This window comes from Exiguobacterium sp. KKT215 (assembly GCF_055635335.1).
Genome location: NZ_CM145756.1, coordinates 2,245,269 through 2,267,442, shown reverse-complemented (window position 1 = coordinate 2,267,442; position 22,174 = coordinate 2,245,269). Strand labels below are relative to the sequence as shown.

The 22,174-nt window shown below is 54.1% G+C and carries 14 protein-coding genes; 11 read left to right on the top strand and 3 right to left on the bottom strand.

Features of this window, described 5'->3' with window-relative positions; all coding sequences use genetic code 11:
- The first annotated feature begins 107 nt into the window (after positions 1–107).
- Together ACZ2GZ_RS11765 and ACZ2GZ_RS11760 are read left to right on the top strand one after the other, a co-directional pair.
- Positions 108–3,176, top strand: coding sequence for an efflux RND transporter permease subunit (locus tag ACZ2GZ_RS11765; RefSeq protein WP_470295292.1), 3,069 nt, complete (start codon positions 108–110; stop codon positions 3,174–3,176).
- Between the two features lie 130 nt (positions 3,177–3,306).
- The gene (locus tag ACZ2GZ_RS11760) at positions 3,307–3,717 is read left to right on the top strand and encodes a hypothetical protein (RefSeq protein WP_021066691.1); all 411 of its coding nucleotides are present in this window, start codon (positions 3,307–3,309) and stop codon (positions 3,715–3,717) included.
- A 27-nt stretch (positions 3,718–3,744) separates the two neighbouring features.
- Here ACZ2GZ_RS11760 and ACZ2GZ_RS11755 read toward each other — a convergent pair whose 3' ends face one another.
- Both ACZ2GZ_RS11755 and ACZ2GZ_RS11750 read right to left on the bottom strand, forming a co-directional pair.
- Positions 3,745–4,101 (bottom strand): hypothetical protein, encoded by a 357-nt coding sequence (locus ACZ2GZ_RS11755; RefSeq protein WP_021066690.1) that lies wholly within the window; start codon positions 4,099–4,101, stop codon positions 3,745–3,747.
- A gap of 55 nt (positions 4,102–4,156) precedes the next feature.
- On the bottom strand, positions 4,157–4,537 hold the full coding sequence (locus ACZ2GZ_RS11750) for a truncated hemoglobin (RefSeq protein ID WP_021066689.1): 381 nt from the start codon (positions 4,535–4,537) through the stop codon (positions 4,157–4,159).
- A gap of 159 nt (positions 4,538–4,696) precedes the next feature.
- On the opposite strand from ACZ2GZ_RS11750, the gene addB reads away from it, so the two are divergent.
- The 9 genes from addB to ACZ2GZ_RS11705 all read left to right on the top strand — a co-directional run bounded on the left by addB (position 4,697) and on the right by ACZ2GZ_RS11705 (position 20,268).
- A complete protein-coding gene (addB, locus tag ACZ2GZ_RS11745; RefSeq protein ID WP_029595959.1) occupies positions 4,697–8,137 on the top strand; it encodes a helicase-exonuclease AddAB subunit AddB in 3,441 nt (1,146 codons plus the stop codon).
- The gene (gene addA / locus ACZ2GZ_RS11740) at positions 8,121–11,723 is read left to right on the top strand and encodes a helicase-exonuclease AddAB subunit AddA (protein ID WP_058763044.1); all 3,603 of its coding nucleotides are present in this window, start codon (positions 8,121–8,123) and stop codon (positions 11,721–11,723) included. The genes addB and addA overlap by 17 nt, the downstream gene beginning before the upstream one ends.
- Before the next feature lie 115 nt (positions 11,724–11,838).
- Positions 11,839–12,201 carry a response regulator gene (locus ACZ2GZ_RS11735; protein WP_021066686.1) on the top strand — a complete coding sequence of 121 codons (363 nt, stop codon included), beginning with the start codon at positions 11,839–11,841 and terminating at the stop codon, positions 12,199–12,201.
- Entirely contained in the window at positions 12,198–14,756 is a 2,559-nt protein-coding gene (locus tag ACZ2GZ_RS11730; protein ID WP_058763046.1) for a sensor histidine kinase, read from the top strand. Before ACZ2GZ_RS11735 ends, ACZ2GZ_RS11730 begins: the two co-directional genes overlap by 4 nt.
- 144 nt (positions 14,757–14,900) lie before the next feature.
- Entirely contained in the window at positions 14,901–15,281 is a 381-nt protein-coding gene (locus tag ACZ2GZ_RS11725; RefSeq protein WP_029595956.1) for a YisL family protein, read from the top strand.
- 102 nt (positions 15,282–15,383) lie between these two features.
- Positions 15,384–16,385, top strand: a complete 1,002-nt coding sequence (locus ACZ2GZ_RS11720) for a class I SAM-dependent methyltransferase (protein WP_021066683.1) — start codon at positions 15,384–15,386, stop codon at positions 16,383–16,385.
- 73 nt (positions 16,386–16,458) lie between these two features.
- Positions 16,459–17,985, top strand: coding sequence for a phytoene desaturase family protein (locus tag ACZ2GZ_RS11715; RefSeq protein WP_125318023.1), 1,527 nt, complete (start codon positions 16,459–16,461; stop codon positions 17,983–17,985).
- Positions 17,982–19,460 carry a phytoene desaturase family protein gene (locus tag ACZ2GZ_RS11710; protein ID WP_058763048.1) on the top strand — a complete coding sequence of 493 codons (1,479 nt, stop codon included), beginning with the start codon at positions 17,982–17,984 and terminating at the stop codon, positions 19,458–19,460. The genes ACZ2GZ_RS11715 and ACZ2GZ_RS11710 overlap by 4 nt, the downstream gene beginning before the upstream one ends.
- A complete protein-coding gene (locus ACZ2GZ_RS11705) occupies positions 19,429–20,268 on the top strand; it encodes a phytoene/squalene synthase family protein (protein ID WP_058763050.1) in 840 nt (279 codons plus the stop codon). The genes ACZ2GZ_RS11710 and ACZ2GZ_RS11705 overlap by 32 nt, the downstream gene beginning before the upstream one ends.
- Positions 20,269–20,697: 429 nt before the next feature.
- On the opposite strand, the gene ACZ2GZ_RS11700 is transcribed toward ACZ2GZ_RS11705, so the two are convergent.
- Entirely contained in the window at positions 20,698–22,164 is a 1,467-nt protein-coding gene (locus ACZ2GZ_RS11700; RefSeq protein WP_058763052.1) for a phytoene desaturase family protein, read from the bottom strand.
- Positions 22,165–22,174 lie beyond the last annotated feature (10 nt).

Below are 22,174 nucleotides of genomic sequence, written 5' to 3'. Positions count from 1 at the left end.
ACACATTCAATCAGGTTTAAAGATTGAAATCGATGACGAACCCCTCTATGATGAAGAAGAATAGTTCATATGTGTATTTGCACATCATCTGAAAGTGAGGGGTCAACATGTTTTTTCAAAAAATGATTGAACGAGGAAAACTGGTCATCGTGTTTTTACTCGTCGCAGTCGTTGTCGGGGTGCTCACGTTCTTCCAACTTCCGAAGCGTGAAATTCCGGAGACGAGTGTCAATATCGTCTTGATTCAGACGCCATATCCAGGCGCGACCGCAGAGACGGTCGAACGGAACGTCACGAATATTTTGGAGACTGAATTGAGAGGACTCGAAGGAATCGAGAATGTGTCATCATTATCCGCATCCGAGTTCTCAAACATCACAGTCGAGTATGAAGACGGCTTCGACCGAAGTGAGCTCCAGGCGAACGTGCGCCAAGCCATCTCGGATGCCGCACCGCGCTTGCCTGAGAATGCGCTGGCACCGACCGTCAATGATTCGATCGGACAATTGCCGGTCGCTTCATATTTGTTGACTTCGGACGACCGCGAAACGTTGCAAGCGGCTCGAGAAGATGTCGAGCGGTTGGAGGAACGATTGTTGCGGACCGAAGGCGTGACCGGTGTGACAATCAAAGGATTGCCAGAAACCGAATTCGTCGTCTCGCTCGACTCGGCCGAACTCGGGGAGCGTCAACTCGCCTTCCCGGACGTTTTGACGGCCATCAATGAAGAATATAAGACGACACCGCTCGGACGCCAGTCGACGGAAGAGGGCATCTATCAGTTGGCGATCGACAGTTTGACGAACGTCAATGATATGGGCCAAGTCGTCGTCGGATCGGTAGACGGGACGCCCGTTCTACTCGAAGACGTCGGTACGGTCGAAGAGACGGAAAAAGCGGTCACCGACCTCGTCTCGCTCGATGGGATGCCCGCCATTTCCTTGACGGTCACAATCGAGTCGGGACAAGATATCCCGACGCTGCAAGAACGCGTCGATGAAGTCGTCGCCGCAGAAGTCGGAGACGTCTCTGGCGTCGAGCTCGTCCCTTATTACGAGCAGGCCAAAGCGGTCGACGCGATCTTCTCGTCGTTGACAAAAGAGTTCATCGTCGCCATGATTGCCGTCATCGTCGTCACGACGATTGGATTGACGGTATCAGGATCCATCATCGTCAGCTTGGCGATTCCATTATCGTTCTTGCTCGCGTTAATCCCGCTTCGCTTCACGGGGGTCGACTTGAACCAAATCTCCATCATCGGTGCCATCATCGCCCTCGGGATTCTCGTCGATGACGCCATCGTCGTCAACGACAACATCCTGCGTCGTTACCGGAAAGGGGATACGGCGATGGGAGGTGCCGTACGCGGGACGAAAGAAGTGTGGGGCTCGATCGTCACTTCGACGCTCGCCGTCGTCTTCGCTTTCTTGCCATTGACCCTCTTGTCAGGTGCGAACGGGAACTTTATCCGCGCCTTGCCGACCGTATTGGCGTTATCGGTGCTCGCTTCGATGGTCATCAGTTTGACTCTCGTCCCGATTGCCCAATACTGGTTGAACCGGAAACAAGTCAAAGTCTCGAAACGAGAGCCGGGTTGGTTAGGGAAACCACTCAACCGTCTCAGTAATTTCTATGCGGACACGTTGTTGCCAAAAGTTGCGAAGCGTCCATGGACGTTCGGACTCGTCGGTTTCGTCATCACGACCGCCTTGTACGGATTGATTCTATTGACACCATTCGAATTTTTCCCGGCCGCGAACCGACCAGAAGTCGTGACGAGCGTCACATTACCGGTCCAGACCGACTTGGAAGAGACGGAACGGAGACTTCAAGCCATCGAGGAAGAGTTCCAAAGCATCGATGGCGTCACCGAGACGTCCATCTTTGCCGGGGGCGGGTTACCGAGCCTGTTCACGGGTGGTCTCGACCAAACAGGTGACAACACCGGCCAAATCGTCGTCCGTGTCGATAACGAGACAATCGATGCGATTCAATTGATTGATGAGTATACGACACAAATCCGGGAAAATAACCCGGACGCTGAAATCTTCTTGGATACGCAACAACAAGGACCGCCGACTTCGGCACCTGTCGAGTTCACGATGCGCGGCGAGACAATCGACGAGCTCGTGGCGGCACGGGATACCGTGAAAGCAGACCTCGAAGAGATTGACGGCGCACTCGTCCTCGATAACATTAAAGAGCCGTTCCAAACACTCACGTATGAGCTCGACCGTGACGCGATGGCGGCCGCTGGCGTGACCGCGAAAGCGATCAGTGACCAGATTCGCCTCGTCACGGACGGGATTCCGATCGGAACGTTCGATGATGGTGTCGAACAGCGCGATGTGAAAATTGTCGTCGATGCGGAAGCAAACCGTGAGGCGCTCGCTTTAGACGATATTCTCGTCCCAGTCGAAACGGAAGCCGGCCCACCGGTCGCACCGCTCAGCACGTTCGTCACCGAAACGACGACGGAACAGATTCAACAGATTCCGCGTGAAAACGGAGAACGGACCGTGACGCTCCAAATCTTTGCGAGCGAAGGTATGGACGAGGAAGCGTTCAAACAAGACGTCGACCGCGTGCTCGCCGATGCGGAGTCTGCATTGACCGATGACGGGATTGCCTTTGATCAATCGGGGGCAAGTGACACACAAAACGAGTTCTTCCTTGAACTCGCCACGTTGTTCGTCGTCGTCTTGTTCTTAATCTTCTTGATTATCGCATTCCAGTTCAATTCATTGTCACTACCGATGCTCGTCCTGTTCACGATTTACTTGGCGATTGCCGGAGCTGTCGTCGGACTGTTCATCACACAGACGCCATTTAGCTTCATGGCTTCGATGGGGATTGTCTCGCTCGCCGGAATCGTCGTTCGGAACGCCGTCGTCTTGTTCGAGTTCATCGAGCAAGGGATTCGGGACGGCATGGCTGTCACAACCGCTGTCTATGAAGCTGGCCGGGCCCGGATTCGTCCGATCCTGTTGACGGCCTTGACCGCCGTCGTCGCCCTCTTGCCGGTCGCGTTCGGACAAGACCCACTCTTCAAACCACTTGCCATCTGTATCGTGTCAGGGATTCTGTTCTCGACGGTACTGACGCTCGTGCTCGTCCCGGCCTACTACTTGATTTTGGCGAAACGTCGCCACCGGGATAAACCGTTCACAGAGTAATTGCATGACGACAAAGGATGGCCCGAGGTGGGCCATCCTTTGTTCGTTTACGTCGGGAGACGTATGTTTTTGTGAGATGCTCTATGGGTATAATAAGAGAAGGACTTCACAATATTGGAGGGAATCAACGATGAATGATTCATACACATGGTTAAATCGCCGGACAATTCGCCCGGCTTACAGTGCGACAGGGGGACGAGCGTGGACGAGCGAACGCGTCGTCCGTCCGGATGCAGCGCGGGGGAAGACGGTTCGCGGTGTCAAACGCGTCCGTCGTCCGTATACGGATGAGCATGGAAATCGCCGTTATACGACGGGGCGTGTCGTCATCACCGACGCGGCTCGCAAAGCGCGGGCCAACGGTCATGGTGAGTCGGCCGTTCAACTCGAGTTGTCGGTGCCGACACCGTATGAGCGGGTCAAAGAGATGATTCCGACGAAGAAAATCCTCGTGCCTGCCATGGCCGGGATTGCCGTCGCTGGTGGGATTGCCGGAGTCATTTATGCACTCCGCAAGAAAAAGCGGAACAAAGGAAAATAAAAAAATCGCCCAACTCGGGCGATTTTTTTATTTGAGACGATCCGCAAGAATCCGTTCGAGCTGTTGCTCGCCGAGTTCGCGCATCTCTGCTTCATTCTCTTCATCGTATGCCTCGTCAGTGAAACGTCCGACGAATTCGACTTTCCCGTTGCCGAGTTCACGGAAGACGAGGTTTTTGCGGTCCTGATAAAAGACGACGCGGTACTCTCGTCCGTTCTCGTGCATATAGTTGAACACACCTTTAATGTGGTCCATGTTCTTTTCTTCGGGTTGGTCTTCTTCCTCTTCGTCCTCTTCGAGGGCGTCGGCGAGGACTGCCGTCGGTTCTACTTCTTCCGTTTCTTCTTCAGACGAAACGGCCTCTTTCTTTTCTTCTTCTGTCATGAAAAACGACCTCCTTTACTTACTTTCTTATCATACCCGCTTTTCGAAAGGCTGACTACTCAAAATGGTGCGAGCAGACGCGGACGACGTTCGAGGATGACATGATCAAGCGATGGAACAGCTGTTGTTTGATCGACTCGGGCGCATCGACCGTTTTGAGCGCTTGCTCCATGCAGCCGAGCCAATGTCCGGCATGAGTCTCAGAGATGGGGTGGTCACGATGGATCATCGCCAAGTTACCGCCACCACGACGTTCCGTATACAGTTTCGGTCCCCCGAGCAACTGTGTTAAAAATTCGAATTGATGCGCTTTGACCCGCTCTTTGTCGTCCGGAAACAACGGCAACAAGACCGGGTCGGCGTAGACGAGATCATAAAAGGCGTCTACGAGCTGTTGGACTCCACGCTCGCCGCCGAATTGTTCATATGCACTCATGTTCATTTCCCCCTCATACGTCCAGTCTAATCGATTTTTGCTGAAATTGGGAAGGATGCGGGCTGGCCAATTTTCTTGCCGGGGTCTCGAAGGATTTCCCTCTACAAACTGCGCGGAATGGGTCATAATAAAGAAAAAAGGGAAGGGGTGTTCGCCTAAATGACGGTCACTTTTCACGTCGGGCGTTCCGGGAGCGGAAAAAGCGAATGGATGACGAAACAAGTCATCGAAGAGCTGAAGCGTGACCCGAGCGGACCGACCATCTATATGCTCGTCCCAGACCAAATGTCGTTTGAAATGGAACGGAAGATGGCGATGACCGACGGCTTGAACGGGTCGACCCGGATTCAAGTCTTATCGATGCGCCGTCTCGCCTTTTTGATGATGCGCGACCGTGGCGTCGCGACCGAACAGTTTTTGGACCAGACGGGGACACATTTGCTGTTGCGCCGTGTCGTCGAGATGAACGAGGAACGCTTGACCTTGTTCCGCCGGACGATGAATCAGTTCGGTTTCTATGAGGAATTGAATGCGTTGATCACGCTACTCAAACGAGGACTCGTCGATCCGGAGCAGTTGCTCCGCTTGAGCGAACAAGACCAACACCGTTCGCTGAAACTGCAGGACCTGTCCATCCTGTATGAAGGTTTCTTGACGATGACAGCGGGGAAATCGCTGCACGCCGAAGATTACTTTAACGTGCTGCTGCAACTGTTACCGGACATCGACTTGACCGGGACCCGGTTTTACGTCGATGGGTTCAATGAATTTTCCGAGCAGGAGCTGGCAGTGCTGGTCGCTTTGGCGGAGAAGGCGCCGCTCGATGTCCTGTTGACGATCGACCCGGATTCGCTCTACCGGCCCCATCCGTCGTTCGGACCGACACAGCGTACGCTCATGCGCTTCAAAGAGCTGGTATCCGAACGGGGTATCTCGTCGAGTGACACGCCTCATACGGGTGCGCCTCGCTTCCAACATCCGAGCTTGGCCTATCTCGAGGCCACGTTCGGGCAAGTGACGGCAGCCCCGTATACCCGTCCCGATTCGAACGTCGTGTTACACGCGGCCGTCGACCGGTCGGTGGAAGTCGAGGCCGCCGTCCGTGAAGTCGTGCGTCTCGTTCGTGAGGAAGGCTTCCGTTACCGCGATATCGCGTTCGTGTCCCGTTCGCTTGAAGCGTACGGCGATTTGGCGACGCAGGCGCTACAAAAAATGAACTTGCCGTTCTTCCTCGATGAGCGACAACCGATGCTCGATCATCCGGTCGTCGAATTACTGAAGGCGACGATTGAAGTCGCACTCCGTGGATACCGGGAAGAGCCGGTGTTTCGCGCACTGAAGACGGAATTGATTCTGCTCGATGAGGAGCATCGACGCACATCGGTCGACCGGCTCGAGGCGTTCGTGATTGAACGGGGGATTAAACATTACCATTGGCATGACGCGTGGTACTTGAAACGTCGTGCCGAGGAAGAGGCACGGTTGACCGGGGAAGAACTCGACGTAGAGACGGCGCTCAATCGCTATCGGCAAACCGTCGTCGACACGTTCGACCCGTTGTTGGATGACTTGAAGGCAGCGAAGACGATGCAGGCTTACACGCATGCCATCTACGCATTCTTGGAACGAGTCGGCGTGGCGTCCTGTCTTGCCCATTGGCGAGATGAGGCGCTCGAAGAGGCACGCTTGCTCGAGGCGCGCGAACATACGCAAGTATGGGACGCGGTGTTGCACTTGCTCGAACAGCTAGAGGCGGCCGCACCGGACGAGACGCTTTCGACCGAGCTGTTCCTCCAAATGATGGACACCGGGCTCGATAGTCTGCGCTATGCGCTCGTCCCGCCTTCTTTGGATCAATTGACGGTCACCGATTATGTTCGGGGCCGGTTGCTTGATAAGAAAGTCGTCTTCCTGCTCGGAGCGAACGAAGATCAAATCCCGCTCGTCTCGACCCAGTCGAAACTATTGACCGACCAGGACCTCGACTTCATGCACGAGAACGGCGTCCGGGCTGGGAAAGCGACCGAGCACTTGTTTGACGATGAGACGTACTATTTGTATAAGGCGCTCACTGCACCGAGTCATCGGCTGTTCGTCAGCTACGCCCTCGTCGACCGCGCCGGCAAGGCGATTCAGCCGGCCAGCTTCATCGCGGACCTGAAGGCGCGGCTTGGCGGTGGCAAGGTCGTGACGACCCACTTCGCAGAAGCCGGGGAACATCGCCCGAGCGACCAGTTGTCGTTCATCACGAACGTGAATCAGACGGCAGCGGTCACGGCGCTCGAATTACAGCGGCTCAGTCGCCACTACCCGATTCAAGACACGTGGTTCACGGTATATAACGAGCTGTTGAAACATCCGGAAGGCCGCGAGCGGATCCGGTTATTGACGAGCGCGCTCTTCTATCAAAACGTGCCCAAGCCGTTACCGGAAGACGTCGCCAAGTCGCTGTACACGAACTCGATTCGGGCGAGCGTCTCGCGGCTGGAGACGTTCCAAGCCTGTCCGTACCGTCACTTCGCCAGTTACGGCCTTCGTTTAAAAGAGCGCCGTTTGTATCGCTTAGAGGCGCCAGATATCGGCAACTTGTATCATCGCACCATCGAGCACATGTCGCAGACCGTGCAGATGGAAGGGAAAGAATGGCGTGATGTGAGCCGGGAGGAATGTTCTTCTCTCGCTGAGGCGGCCGTCGAGCTCGTCACACCAGAGATTCAAAACGCGATTTTGATGAGTTCGAACCGGTATGGCTATTTGAAGAAGAAATTGACCGACGTCGTCAGCAAGACTGCGGAAGTGTTAATCGAGCAGTCGAAACGAGACGGGTTCGATCCGGTCGCCTTTGAGCTCGCTTTCGGCAGCGGCAATTTCCCGCCGGTATCGTTCACGCTCAGTAACGGGGCGACGTGCGAACTCGTCGGTCGGATTGACCGGGTCGATACGGCTTCGATTCACGACCAATTGTACGTTCGGATCGTCGATTACAAGTCGAGTAAACGAGAGATCGACTTCGCCGAGATTTATTACGGGCTCGCGATGCAGATGCTCATCTATTTGAAAGTGTTGATTGAGCAGGCGAACGCCTGGACGCAAGAGAACGTCGCCCCAGCGGCCGCGCTCTATTTCCACGTCCATCGCCCGCTCGTCGCTCCGGCCGAGACGGATACCGACACCGAACGCAAGGTGCTCGAGTCGTATCAGATGCAAGGGTTGCTCGTCGATGATCCGGCCATTTTAGAGATGATGGACCGGACGGCGAAACTCGACCAGAAAAAATCAATCGTCATCCCGGTCAAGTACAAGAAAGACGGGACGCTCGATGCGAACACGACGAAAAAAGTCGTCTCGCCACCGCAACTCGAACAGTTGATGGACCATGCCATCGATTTGGCCCAATCGAGCGCCGAGGCGATGTATGACGGTGAAATCGGGGTCGAACCGTATGAGTATAAAGAACGCCGGCCATGCCAGACGTGCCCGTTCCAAAGTGTCTGTCACTTTGATGAGGCGTTGTCCAACGAGGCACGGCAATTGAAAAAGCTAGAAAAAGATGACGTCTTGTCAAGATTAGGAGGTGACGTCGATGCAGTGGACGAATGACCAACAAGCGGCCATTGATGCCAGAGGATCGCACGTGCTCGTCTCGGCGGCAGCCGGTTCCGGCAAGACGGCAGTCCTCGTGGAACGACTTGCGAGCCGTCTCTTGGATGAGACGGACGAACTGACGGCCGACCGCATGCTCGTGGTCACATTCACGAATGCGGCCGCGGCCGAGATGAAGCGGCGAATCGCCAAAGCGCTCGATCAAGCGCTTCGTGACGACCCGGAGAACGCATATATTCGCAAACAACGCCAAATGCTCAACCGAGCACTCATCACGACGATTCACTCGTTCTGTCTCGAGGTGATTCGAGAGAATTACTATTTGCTCGACCTCGACCCGGCGTTCAAAATCGCTGAAGAGCGTGATTTGGTGCTCTTGCAGGACGATGTGCTCGAAGACGTGCTCGAAGACGCTTATGGCGAACAAGACCAAGCGTTCTTCGCCTTGATTGACGCCTATACGTCCGACCGCGGGGACAGTGAGATTGAGGAGTTGATTCTCGGACTTTATCACTATGCGCGAACACTGCCTGACCCGGAAGCCTATCTGGATGAGCTCGTCTCGTTATATCAATTTGACGGGGACCCGGACGATGAGCAATTGCTGATCGAATTCGGTCACCTGCTTTGGGTAGACATCGAGAAAGCGTTGCGTCAACTTCGTCGCGTCGCCATCGAGCTTCGGCTCGCCGGTTATGAGGCGCAATCCGAGAACGTGCAACAGGCGATTTTGCCGTTCGCGAACCTTGATCCGGACTCGTTCAAGTGGAGCGAGCTCGAGACGGCTTCCCGCGCCGTCAAATTCGGGACGATGAAATCCGTCCAAAAGAAAGAGGAACATCATGTCTACCACACGGTGTTGAAACCGGCCTACGACCAGGCGAAGAAGAAGTTGAGCGAAGCGACCGCACAGGCCGGCACGAGCGGAGCGGACTATTTAGAGGTCTTGATGACGCAACGTCCGCTCGTCGAGACGCTCGTCAAGACCGTCCGGACGTTCGGTGCTGCCTATGAGCAGGCGAAGCGGGACCGCGCTTTCGTCGATTTCAGCGACCTTGAACATTATGCGCTCGCGATTTTGCGCGACGGGGACGGACCGTCCTCGGTCGCATCGCTCTATAAACAGCGCTTCGCCGAAGTGTTGATCGATGAGTATCAAGATACGAACGAGATCCAAGAAACGATTATCGGACTCGTCAGCCACGAAGCCGAACACGTCGGCAACTTGTTCATGGTCGGCGATATCAAACAATCGATTTATCGGTTCCGCCATGCCGAGCCGCGTCTGTTCATCGAAAAGGCGACCCGGTTCAAACAAGGTGGTTCGGGACAACGGATCGACCTGTCCCAAAACTTCAGGAGCCGGGCCGAAGTGCTCCATGGCATCAACGACTTGTTCGTCCGGTTGATGGACGAGGAAGTAAGTGAGATCGAATACGATGAGGCGGCCCGACTCGTGCCAGGCCGGGCGTATGAGGAGCTCGAGGCGAGACCTGAGCTGATTCTCGTCAATGGTGAGAGTCGTGATCTCTCGAAACAAGAGCTCGAAGGACGCGCCATCGCGACCCGGATTTTAGAACTTGTCTCGGGCGAGGAACCGTTCAAAGTGACCGATGAGGCGACCGGCTTGCTGCGGTCGTGCGAATATCGCGATATCGTCATCTTGGTCCGCTCAAAAAAAGAGCGCGTCGAACAGCTGATGGATATTTTGACACAGTACAACATCCCGGCCTATACCGATTCAGACGGCGGCTATTTCCAGGCGACCGAGATTCGCATGATGCTCGCCGTGTTGAAACTGATTGACAATCCGCTTCAAGACATCCCGCTCGCGGGAGCGCTCCGTTCACCGATGTTCGGCTTCAGTGACCAAGAACTGGCCAAGATTCGTCTTGAATCGGAGGACTCGTTCTTCGAGGCGCTCAAAGCGAAAGCGGACGATGAGGATGACCTCGGTCTGAAGTGCGGCGATGTGCTCGACGCGTTGTCAGCGTGGCGCACGTTCGCACGGAACCATAGCTTGTCGGAGCTGATTCAACAAGTGTTCAACGACACCGGCTTCTACGATTTCGCCGGTGGCTTGCCAGGTGGGAAAGGACGCCAAGAAAACTTGAAGGCGCTCTATGATCGGGCCTTGTCCTATGAACGGAGCGGATACCGCGGTTTGTATCGCTTCCTCCGCGTGATGGACCGACTGCAAGATAACGGTGAGGATTTGTCAGAGGCGCGTTCGCTCGGCGAAGAAGAGAACGTCGTCCGAATCATGACGGTCCATAAGTCGAAAGGACTGGAATTCCCGGTCACGATCGTCGCCCAGCTTGGAAAGCAGTTCAATAAACGCGACCAAATGCAGCGCGTCATCTTCCATAAACGGTATGGCATCTCGCTCGACGCCATCGATGTCGTCACCCGGACGAAGACGGAGACGTTCGTCAAAGAGATGATTCGCCGCGATCTCGATGCCACGATGAAAGCCGAAGAGATGCGCGTCCTGTATGTCGCCCTCACCCGTGCCAAAGAGAAATTGATTTTGGTCGGGACGATTAAAGAACCGGGGAAACAGATTCAGCAGTGGCTGCACGTCGAGCAGACCGGGACGACGTTATCGGCCGAGTCGCGTCGTGACGCGAAGACGTATCTCGATTGGGTCGCTCCGGCACTCCTGAAACTTGAAGGGGCTGCCTCGTTCTTAGAACAACAGGGCTTGCCGGTTATCGCTCCGCAACAAGAAGCGACACCGTGGACGTATCGCATCATCGGTGAGGAAGATTTGGCAGAAGTCGCCACGCTCCAAGAGATGATGGCGCAGCTCCATCACGTCAAACAGTTCGAGGCGATCGATTTTCCGGTGAAAGACGAAGCGAACGTCAGTGAGTTCGTCCACAAGGCGTTCGCCTACGCCTATCCGGCACAGGCTGCGACGGAGACAGCGGCCAAACAAACGGTGACCGAATTGAAGCGGGCGCTCCAGCTTGAACAGGCGGCGTTCGAAGAGACGTACCGGGCGACGGACACCCCGTATCGAGAACCAAAATGGAAGCAATCTCCGCAGACAGGAGCCGAACGGGGGACAACGCTACATCTCGTCTTCCAATTGATCGACCCGTCCGAGCCGCTCGATGTCCAAATCGACCGCTGGGAAGCGGAAAGCATGCTCAGCCCGGTCGAGGCCGAAACGGCACGGCTTGCGAGTCCTGAAATCGAGGCGTTCTTTGCCTCGGAAACGGGACGCGCGTTGACAGCAGCGCTTCAAACTGGGACAGGTTGGCGTGAGCTACCATTCACGTACACGGTCCCGGCCGAGCGAGTCAATCCAACGGGGACGTTCACCGACGAGCACGTGCTGATCCAAGGGATTATCGATTGTCTGTTTTATGACGGAGAGACGTATGTACTTCTCGATTATAAATCGGACTCTGTGCTTTTCTCGAGCGACTCCCGTGACGCGGCAAAACAGATGTTACGTGACCGCTATCACGTCCAACTCTCGCTTTATCGTGAGGCGATTGAGGCGATTTGGGGAATCACGGTCGGGCAGATGCTCATTTATTCGCTCGAATTGCAGGAAATTGTTGTATTATAATGTAGACGTTGTGAAGAAAAAGGGGTACGGTTATACACCGTACACCCTTATTTTTTGTGATTACGAACTGAATCCGTTAAAATAATGGAATGGGATAAAAAATGGAGGAATCGTCATGGTAAAAATTTTACTAGCAGAAGATGAAGAAGTATTACGCATGCTTGTTTTAGATACATTAGAAGATGAAGGATATGACATTGATGAAGCGCCAGACGGCCTTGAAGCCTATCGGCTAATCGAACAGAACGAGTACGACCTCGTGATTGTCGACCATATGATGCCAGGCATGACCGGTCTTGAGGTCATTGAGAAAGTACGAAAACTGCCAGGACGCCAACATACGAAAGTGATGATGCTCACGGCGAAGAGCCAACAATCTGATCGTGATTGCGCGAATGAGATTGGCGTCGACTACTTTATTTCGAAGCCGTTCAGTCCACTTGAATTGGTGAAGATTATAGGAGGCATCGTGAATTGAACAGATGGTTTAAACAAAAACTCGGGCGCGACCTCATGGTCGTCCTCTACTCGTTCCTCGCGCTCGCGCTCGTCGGCTCGATTTTCATGTACATGTACATGGAAGAACGAGTTGCGGCGAACGAACAACGGTTACAAGATGTCGATGAGCGGATTGACCGGTTGAACGTGCTTTGGGACGACTGGCAAGGCGCTCAATATGATTCCCGCGGCTTCCTCTTGTTTGGGGATACCGAGGCGCTTGAGCGGGCCCGTGCCAAAGAGAACGAGTTCCAACAAGAGATTAACTGGTTCAAGAGCGTCGTCCAGACGAAACAAGGTGAGATTTTCGCGGAGGATTTGCAAGAGTTTCATGACTTCTATTTCGGTGTCATCCTTCCGGTGACGACGGAGTACGGTCAATTGCGGGCAGAAGGTGAAATCACCGAGACGACCATCGACCCAGAGACGGTGTTGGCGTTGCCGACAGCCCAGCGTTTGATTGAGCAGGGCGTCGTCCCGTACAGCCCAGAGCGCGGGATTGATACGCTCGGACCGATTCAACAGATTGAGACATCATTGTCAGATTATAAATCTTTGATGAATAGCGAGAAACAAAAAGTGTACGATGCTTGGAAATTGAATAACGATATTCTTCAATTCCTCTGGATTGCGAGCATTTTATCGTTCGCGGCCTTGATTTTACTGTTCATCCAACCGTTCTTGCGCCGCCAAACGCGTTTGATTTCGAGACTTTCAGTCGCGTCTGATCGCTTGTTGAAAGGCGAAATCGTCGATTTGAGCGATCAGATGGAACGCGAAGATGAGATCGGGATCATGTCACGGTCGTTCAACAAAATGGCCGAGACGCTTCGTGACAATGAACGTCACTTGATTGAGAAAAATCACGAGTTGCAAGCGCAACAAGAAGAGTTGATTGCGCAACAAGAAGAGCTTCAAGCGCAACAGCAAGAGCTTGAAGAGATCTTGGAGCAGACGCAACAGAACGAGCAACACTTGGCTTATCGTAACGAATTGACCGAGACGCTCGCGGCCCGCGATTCGCTCACGGCCTATCCAGAAATTATCGAGAAGCTCGTCGCCATCACCGACTCAGAAGTCGGCGCGCTCGTCTTCGTCGATGCGACAGGTTCATTCTCGATCACGAGCCACGGCTTGAACGAGACGCTCACGCGTCAATTGCTCGATAGCGAGAATTCGGTCTTGACGCGGGCGATGACACTGCGGACGACCGTCCATTCGTCGAAACAAGTCGCGAGCGACCATCCGCTCCCGTATCCATACTATATGTATGAGACGGCCGTGCCGGTCCATGATCCGACGGATGACTCGATTATCGCGTTCATCTATCTCGTTCGTTATAAAGACCGCTTCACGCAGACACAAATGGGCGACATCATGTCGTTCGCCCGTCAGTTGTCGCTCTCACTTCTCCGGATGCGTCTGTTTGAAGAGATGACCCGTGAGAAAGGGAAGACGGAACGGATTCTCGACTCGATTCGCGAGGCGGTCATTTACGTCGAACACTCGACCGATGACGTCTTCGTCAACCGTCCGCTCTATGAGATGTTCCCTGAGCTTGACGAGATCACGTCGAGCGAACTCGCGGAACTCTCATGGAACGAATGGCGCGAGACGATTTCAACGACAGTCGATCAAGAAGACGATTTCTTGAAGTATACCGATCGTTTGTTCACGGACGACTTCCCGCATGACAGCGTGAGTTTCTCGATTCGTAAAGGGGAGATGAACCTACAGATGTATGCGGAACGCATCGTCGTCGGCGGGTTATCGAAAGGAACGTTACTCGTCTTCCGTGACATCACGAGCGAGACCGAGGCGGAGCGCTTGAAGAGCGAGTTCATCTCGACCATCTCCCATGAATTACGTACCCCGCTCTCTTCGATTTATGGGTTCACCGAGCTCATGGTCAAGAAGCAGTTGCCGAACGAGAAGCAAGCGAAATACTTGCAGACGATTCATGCCGAGACGGAGCGCTTGACGCATCTCGTCAACGACTTCCTTGACGTACAACGGATGGAAGCCGGCAGTCAAATGTATGACCGCGAACAGCTCGACGTCGAGCCGGTCATTCGCGATATGATGACGTTCTATGAGGCGTCATCGTTGAAACACCAGTTCGAGCTCGTCACGGCCGATGATCGCCCGTACGAACTGTTCGCCGACTGTCAGAAGTTCAAACAGTTGATGAGTAACTTGCTCTCGAACGCCGTGAAGTATTCGCCGCGTGGCGGGAAAATCACAGTCGAACTGGCCCATCACGACCAATCCATTTCGATTAAAGTGAAAGACCAAGGAATCGGGATTCCGAGCGATGCGCTCGACCGACTCTTCGACAAGTTCTATCGTGTCGACAATTCGGACAGCCGTGAAATCGGCGGTACCGGACTCGGCCTTCCGATCTGTCAGGAAATCGTCCGCGGTCACGCCGGTCAGATTCATGTCGAGTCGGTGCAGCATCAAGGCTCGACGTTCACGGTCGTCATTCCAAGTTATGAATACGCCGTCCGTGAACAAGAAACGACGACAGCTTAATCACGTCAGCAACGCAAGGCGCCTATCGATCATCGATGGGGCGCCTTTTTGGTGGAAGCGAAGATTTTTCAATCACCTGCTTGACCGTAAAGCGAGCGACTCGTGTACAATAGAGATTGTACATAATGGAAAGGGGGACTTTGAATGCCATTGACTGCATTCCTACACACGCACGTCACGAGCTGGATTTTATTACTCGTCTTGTTCGCTGTCGCCTACGTCGGCTATAAGAACGCGAACAAGAGCGGGAAGATTGCCCACATGGTGTTTCGACTCATGTTGCTCGTCGCGTTCGGCACAGGACTTTATTTGTATTTACAATTGAACGGTGGCGGCATGTTCTATCACGTGAAAATCACGGTCGGACTGCTCACGCTCATCTTCGGTGAGATGACGCTCATCCGTGTGAAGAAGAAAAAACCAGCGAACGCGATGTTCGGCGGTTTCGTCGTACTTGCACTCGTGACGATTTTCATCGGCTATGCGTTGCCATACGGACAGTCGTTCTTTAGCAATTTCATTTAAGGTTGATTCCCATTCCGCACATCGGAGTGGGATTTTTTTGTTTGTCCGTAAATTATTAGGGGAAAATAAAAAAATCAGTGATAACGATGATGAGGTGAAATGATGGAACAACAAATGAATGAATGGTCACGCGTCTTGCACGCGCGAAGATGGATGAAACAAACGGAATCGTTCCTGCCGCTTTGGCACGGATATATCGGCTATAAATATGGATTGTTCGATGCACTCCAAGGCGGTGCCAGCTTTGCGGAGATGACGCTTCGCTTGAAGCAACCGTTGACGAAGCTCGCGCTGGAGCGTTGGCTTGAAGTGGGGGTCGCCGTTCGTCATTTGAAGAAGAGAGGCTGGCGTTACTTCCCGACACGTAGTTTGAAATATCAATTGTCGCATGAGGATGAGCGCAGTATCGGTTTCATGCTGCAAGAGATGATGGAGCTGCATATCCCGGCGCTCATCGCTTACCCTGACTTTTTAGAGTCGGGCAAACAGAAGACGTTCGATGGGGCGACGCATGGACAGGTCGTTGCACAGACGTCGACGCTCGTCGAGACGGTCGCTTTCCCAGTCGTTCAACAACTGTTGCGTCAGGCCGACGTGAAGACGATGCTCGATATCGGATGCGGGCACGGTGGTTACTTGCGTAAACTGCATGGCCTCGAACCAGAGTGGAAGTTGACCGGGATTGACTTAGAAGAGGACGTCATCGCCGAAGCCCGGGAGCAGGATGAGTCAGGCGATATTCGTTACGAAGTGGCCGATTTCATGGAATGGGATCATGAGGACCGGTTCGATGCCGTCATGATGAATAACATGCTCTATTACTTCTCGCCAGAAAAACGAATCGAATTGCTCGAACGGATGCTCGAGAACCTCGAAGCGTCCGGTGTCGCCGTCCTCGTCACTCCGCTCGCAGAGACGCCGCTCGGCTCTCGGTTTGCCTCGGCGTTCAATGCGTTCATGACCCTCCATGACAACTTGCATCCGTTACCGACAATTCGAGAGTTGCGCCGTCAAATGCAGCAAGTCGGCTTTGAAAATATTCGCTTTATCCCATTCATCCCGGAAGGATCATGGTATATCGTCATTGCCGAACGCGGCAATTGACACATGGCGGACACACGACGAGCCGATTCAAATTTGAACTTGTCTCCAGTCATTTCTATAATGAGATAGAAGCATAAGAGACTATTCACATAGGGAGTTGTTCAACGTGTCGGAAAAAAGAGTCGCCGTGATCGGTGCCGGACCAGGAGGACTTGCGGCTGCGATGCTGCTCGCAAGCCGTGGTGTGAAGGTAACAGTATTTGAGAAGCAGGCATTCGTCGGTGGACGAACGTCTCGTCTTCAAGTCGGAGAATTCGCGTTCGATCGTGGCCCGACTTTTTTAAATATGCCGTATATTTTAGAAGAGATTTTCGAAGAGACGGGTCGCGATTTACATGACTACGTCGAGATGAAACGCCTTGAACCGATGTACGACCTTTATTTCGATCGAGGGAATCGGGTACTGTCGATGACGACCGACCGTGATCAAATGCATCAGGCGATTGAAGAGCAATTCCCTGGGAACGGGGAAGGCTATGAACGTTTCATGGCCGAACAAGCCATCAAGCTGTCGAAGTTGATGCCGGTCCTGCAGACGGCGCATGACAAGCTGACGGATTACGTGGCTACACGCGTCTTGAAGGCGTTGCCGTTCTTGTCGATTGGTAAATCGTTATATGACGTGTTATCGGAATACTTCACGAGCGAGGAGCTGAAGTACGCCTTCACGTTCCAAGCCAAATATTTAGGGATGTCGGCTTGGGATTGCCCTGGCGGCTTCTCGATTTTGTCGTATATGGAGCATGCCTACGGCGTCCATCATCCGATTGGCGGCGTGAACCAACTATGTACAGCGATGGCGCGCGTCATCGAAGAAGAGGGCGGTGAGATTCGTCTCGGAGAAGGCGTTGACCGTCTCTTGCTCGATGGGAAGCGTGTCAACGGTCTCGTGGCGAACAACGTGCATTACGCGTTCGATGAAGTGATTGTCGGGGCCGATTTCGCCCATGCGATGACGACGCTCGTCCCGAGCGATGCGCTCACGCGTTGGAGTCCGAAACAACTGAAGAAGAAGCGCTACTCGTGTTCGACGTTCATGCTCTATCTCGGGCTCGATCGCGTCTATGACGACGTCGCCCATCACTCGATTCATTTCGCAGACGACTACGAGCGCAACGTGAAAGAGATGACGCAAGACTTGAAGCTGAGTGAAGACTTCTCCTTCTACGTGCAGAACGCGTCAAACATTGATCCGACGCTGGCACCAGCCGGTAAATCGTCACTCTACGTCCTCGTGCCGGTCCCGAATAATCTGTCGAACTTGCCTTGGGAGAAGCTCGAGGCGACGATGACGGAACGTGTCCTCGATGCGCTTGAGACGCGTTCACCGTATCGCGACATTCGTAACCATATCGAGGTCATGCAGCCGCTCACGCCGAACGACTGGGAAGCGTTCGGTGTATATGAAGGAGCCACGTTCAATCTCGGACACAACTTATCGCAGATGATGTATTTCCGTCCACACAATCAGTTCGAGGAACTCGATCACGTCTGGCTCGTCGGAGGGGGCACTCATCCAGGCAGCGGACTGCCGACGATTTTTGAGTCGGCGCGGATCACGGCGAACCTATTGCGTGACCGGGCAGGTGTCGGCCAATGAACATCAGCTTCGTCGGTGCCGGAATCGGGTCGCTTTACGCGGCCTTGCTCCTGACCCATAAATATCCGTCGCTACACGTGACCATCTATGAGAAAGAATCCCGCGTCGGGGGGCGACTCAATTATGTCGAATTCGATAACGGCGCCCGCGTCGATGAGGGGCCGACCATCGTCCTGTTACCCGGGAAACTGAAAAGTCAGCTTCAAGAAGCCGGGTTCCCGGAACGTGAGCTCGAACTGCTTGAAGTCGACCCGCTCTATCGCCTCCGTTATGAGGATGGGACGACGTTCTATAAATATCGCGATATCGAGCGCCAGGCGGCCGAAATCGACCGTCTTTTCAACGAGGGTGCCGGATTCAAAAAATATATGGCCCAAAAACGAGAAGAGTATCGCCTCGGCTTCGACGCGTTCTTGGACCGGGGCTATAAGAGCAAGACAGATTTGTTCGAGCCGAAGTTATTGATGCTCCTCATGCGCTTGAAGGCGTATGAGACGGCCCACGAGAACATGAAACGCTTCTTTAAGGACGAACGTCTTCGTGTCGCCTATAGTCTGCAAACGCTCTACATCGGCGGCAACCCGTATGACACGCCATCCCTCTATGGCTTGATTCCGTATCGGGAGCAAGAAGAGGGGATTTGGTACGTCAAAGGAGGATATTTCTCGCTGGCGACGAAAATAGAACAAGAGTTGAAGCGCCGGGGCGTCACGTTCAAGCTGAACGCGAACGTGGAACGCGTCCGCGTCGCCGAAGGTCGGGCGGATGCGGTCGTCGTCGACGGAGTCGTCCATCCGTATGATGCGGTCGTCGTCAACGGCGACTTCCCGCTCATGGAACGCTTGATTGATGGCGTCAAGCCAAAGTCGTATGAACCGTCGAGTGGGACGCTCTTGTTGTATTTTACCGTGAACGGGGACATCGACTTGCCGGTCCACCAATTCGATTTGCCGACTGATTTCGCCGGGTCGATGCGGACCATCTTCGAAGATGGTAAACTGAGCAAGTATCCAGCAATGTATACGTTCAATCCGTCCCTCATCGATGACTCGCTCGCACCGATGGGCACGAGCGTGCTGTACGTACTCGTACCGGTGCCTCGTAAATTGGAACGGAAAGACTTCGAAGCGAGCGGTGCGATCGAGCATTTGATCGGCCGCATCGAACGGATGGTGCCCGATTTCAGATACCGTGTCTTGGAAATGAAAGTCCGGACGCCGATGGACGCGGAACGATTCGGCTTGTTCGAGGGCGGAAGCTTCGGCATCGCCCCGAAATTGGCCCAGTCGGCCGCGTTCAAACCGCAGGCCCGTCCGTATGCCCAGATCGACCGTCTCTATGCGGTCGGGGCATCGGTCCATCCGTGCGGAGGCGTTCCAATCGTCATGATCGGCTCGCAACTGTTAGTGAAAAGAATGGAAGAAGAAATGGGGGCATTGTACCATGACGACACAAGAAGCGTATCGTCAATGTGAAGACGTAATGAAAAAAGGCTCGCTCACGTTCTATCGGGCCTTTTCCCTGCTCTCTAAACCTGACCGCCAAGCCGTGGCTGCGGTCTATACGTTTTGTCGGACACTCGATGACGCGGTCGACGAATCTGATAGCCCCGAGGAAAGTTTGACGCATTTTTTGGCCGAGTTCGATCGTTTCTTGGCGGGCGAACCATTGCCGGATGCGCTCTGGGTGGCGCTCGAGGATGTCTGGAAGCGATACGACATGGACGTCGAACCGTTCTTCGAGTTGGCCGAAGGCATGAAATGGGACTTACATAAGACGCGTTATGCGACGCTCGAGGAGACGGAGCAGTATGGCTATTACGCGGCCAGTACCGTCGGCTTGATGCTGTTACCGATTCTCGCGCCGGACGCCGATGCGGGTGGACGCCAGCAATTGAAGCAAGGCGCCATCGATTTAGGAATTGCCATGCAGTTGACGAACATCTTGCGCGACGTCGGGGAAGACCTCGATCGGGACCGGATTTATGTGCCCCAATCGTTGCTCGCCGAGTTCGGTGTCGAGGAAGCCGATTTGTTTGCGCGGCAAGTGACTCCGGCGTTCATCGACGTCTGGGAGACAGTGGCCCGTCGCGCGGAAGCGTTATACAGCAGCGCTCGGGAGACGCATCACTTGTATCCTGTGACGAGCCGGAAGCCTGTCGCGGCGGCAGCGCTCCTCTATGAAGGGATTTTAGATGCGGCCCGGCAGAACGGGCATGACGTCTTCACGAAGCGAGCGTATGTCTCGACGATTCAAAAAGGCAAACTGTTGACCAGATTATAAGCAAGGGCGGTCGTCTTGAGACGGCTGCCTTTTTTGCGCACAAAAAAACCACTTTTGGCGGGGGACCAAAAGTGGTGTAAGCGTTATGTGATTCGTTCATCGGGGAAACGAACGAATCGGACGTGATGAACCCTAAAGATGTGCCTCGTTTCATGGGGAATGAAACAATGGGGCATCTTCGCTGAAGCAGGATGCTTGATGGACTAAGGGGGAACATCAGATGCATGCTGTTCCAGCTGCGGGATACGAGTGGGGAAACTCGCTCATCACTTTTTTCTCGGGTGTGACAAGTTCAAAACGCGATAGGCTCGGGGAAGCCATTCGATCGCTACAGGTGTAACTAACGTTACAAAACTGCTTGAACTCGAATATGATATTATCACGTCTGTCCCGTGTCGACAAGTGTCGAATCCTCTGTTCACAAAATGTTCAAATTGTCAGAGGTATGTCCTCTAACATCGATCGGGCCGCGAATTGTCCTGAAAGCGTCACCATCGGGCTACCGCCACCAGGGTGGGTCGAACCGCCCGCAAACCAGATGTTTGAGACGTCTTCGGAACGGGCCGACGGACGGAAAAACGCTCCTTTTTTCGAGTTGGCCGACGTCCCGTAAAGCGCTCCGTAGTAGGCGTAAAAATCACGGGTCAAATCGAGTGGAGTGACGCGGCGATGGAACAAGACATCGCTGTCTTCCCAATCGACACCGAACGTGCGGAGCCGTCGACGAATCAAATGCTCATACGTCTCGGCATCGATATCGGTCATATGGGCCGGCGCATTGACGAGGATGAACAAGTTATCGCCGGCTTCTCCCATTGACGGGTCGGTATGGGCCGAGTTCGAGATATAGATCGTCGGCTCATCGGCATAGCGTTCCTCTTCAAACAAGGCCCGGAACTCGGCCTCGTAGTCGTCTGAGAAATAGACGTTGTGATGGGCGAGGTTCAATCGTTTGTTCAAGCCGATCATGATGACGAAAGCGGACACCGATGGCTCGATCGTGTCGCGTGTCGGTACCGGGAACGAGGGACGGTCCATCGCGTCGACGAGACGCGGATATTGCGTGAGCAGTTCCCCGTTCAGAAGGACGGCATCGCAAGACATGACCTCTTCGTGGTCGATGACGACCGCATGGGCCTTCCCGTTCGTCACTTCGATTTTCGTCACCTCATGGCCGAGCCGGAACTCGACGCCGAGCTCGCTCGCCCGTTTCGCGAAGCCTTTCGCGATCGTCCAGTTCCCACCTTTGGCGAAATAGACGCCGTCATTCAGCTCGAGATGCGAGATGAGCGCGAACGTGCCTGGTGTGACGTAGGGGCTGCTGCCGATATACGTCGCATACCGGTCGAGCGCTTGGATGATGCGAGGGTCCTTGAAGTACTTTTTATGGAGCGCATGCAGGCTCTTGAGCGGATGCACTTTCATCATGTCGGCCCAAAGACCGGTATCGATTTTCGAGTCCATCCGCGTGAAGAAGCGGTGATTGGCAATCTCGAACAGTTTTTCCGCCTCGTCTAAGTAAGCGGCCAATTGATTTTTATCGGCTTTGTCGCCGGTCAGACGGCGCACCTCAGCTTCCATTTTTTCGCGGTCCGAATCGAATGTGAACGTCGAACCGTCGGAGAAGTGGTTGACCGTGTGCGACTCGAGTTTGACGAGCTCAAAATAGTCATCCGGGTTGGCGCCGCTGTTGCGGATGACGGAGCGGAACACGTCTGGCATCGTAATCGTATTCGGTCCGAAGTCGAAGCGGTGTCCATCGGTGATAATCGGCATGAGCTTCCCACCGACATGCTCGTTCTTTTCAATGACGGTCACGTCGTAACCGCGGGCGGCCAAGGTGACGGCGGCACTCAAGCCGCCGAGACCGGCCCCGATAATGGCGATATGTTTCATAGTATGCCTC

Coding starts and splice junctions, on each gene's coding strand:
- ACZ2GZ_RS11765 (WP_470295292.1), top strand. CDS start 108: ATGTTTTTTCAAAAAATGATTGAACGAGGAAAACTGGTCATCGTGTTT.
- ACZ2GZ_RS11760 (WP_021066691.1), top strand. CDS start 3,307: ATGAATGATTCATACACATGGTTAAATCGCCGGACAATTCGCCCGGCT.
- ACZ2GZ_RS11755 (WP_021066690.1), bottom strand. CDS start 4,101: ATGACAGAAGAAGAAAAGAAAGAGGCCGTTTCGTCTGAAGAAGAAACG.
- ACZ2GZ_RS11750 (WP_021066689.1), bottom strand. CDS start 4,537: ATGAGTGCATATGAACAATTCGGCGGCGAGCGTGGAGTCCAACAGCTC.
- addB (WP_029595959.1), top strand. CDS start 4,697: ATGACGGTCACTTTTCACGTCGGGCGTTCCGGGAGCGGAAAAAGCGAA.
- addA (WP_058763044.1), top strand. CDS start 8,121: ATGCAGTGGACGAATGACCAACAAGCGGCCATTGATGCCAGAGGATCG.
- ACZ2GZ_RS11735 (WP_021066686.1), top strand. CDS start 11,839: ATGGTAAAAATTTTACTAGCAGAAGATGAAGAAGTATTACGCATGCTT.
- ACZ2GZ_RS11725 (WP_029595956.1), top strand. CDS start 14,901: ATGCCATTGACTGCATTCCTACACACGCACGTCACGAGCTGGATTTTA.
- ACZ2GZ_RS11720 (WP_021066683.1), top strand. CDS start 15,384: ATGGAACAACAAATGAATGAATGGTCACGCGTCTTGCACGCGCGAAGA.
- ACZ2GZ_RS11710 (WP_058763048.1), top strand. CDS start 17,982: ATGAACATCAGCTTCGTCGGTGCCGGAATCGGGTCGCTTTACGCGGCC.
- ACZ2GZ_RS11705 (WP_058763050.1), top strand. CDS start 19,429: ATGACGACACAAGAAGCGTATCGTCAATGTGAAGACGTAATGAAAAAA.
- ACZ2GZ_RS11700 (WP_058763052.1), bottom strand. CDS start 22,164: ATGAAACATATCGCCATTATCGGGGCCGGTCTCGGCGGCTTGAGTGCC.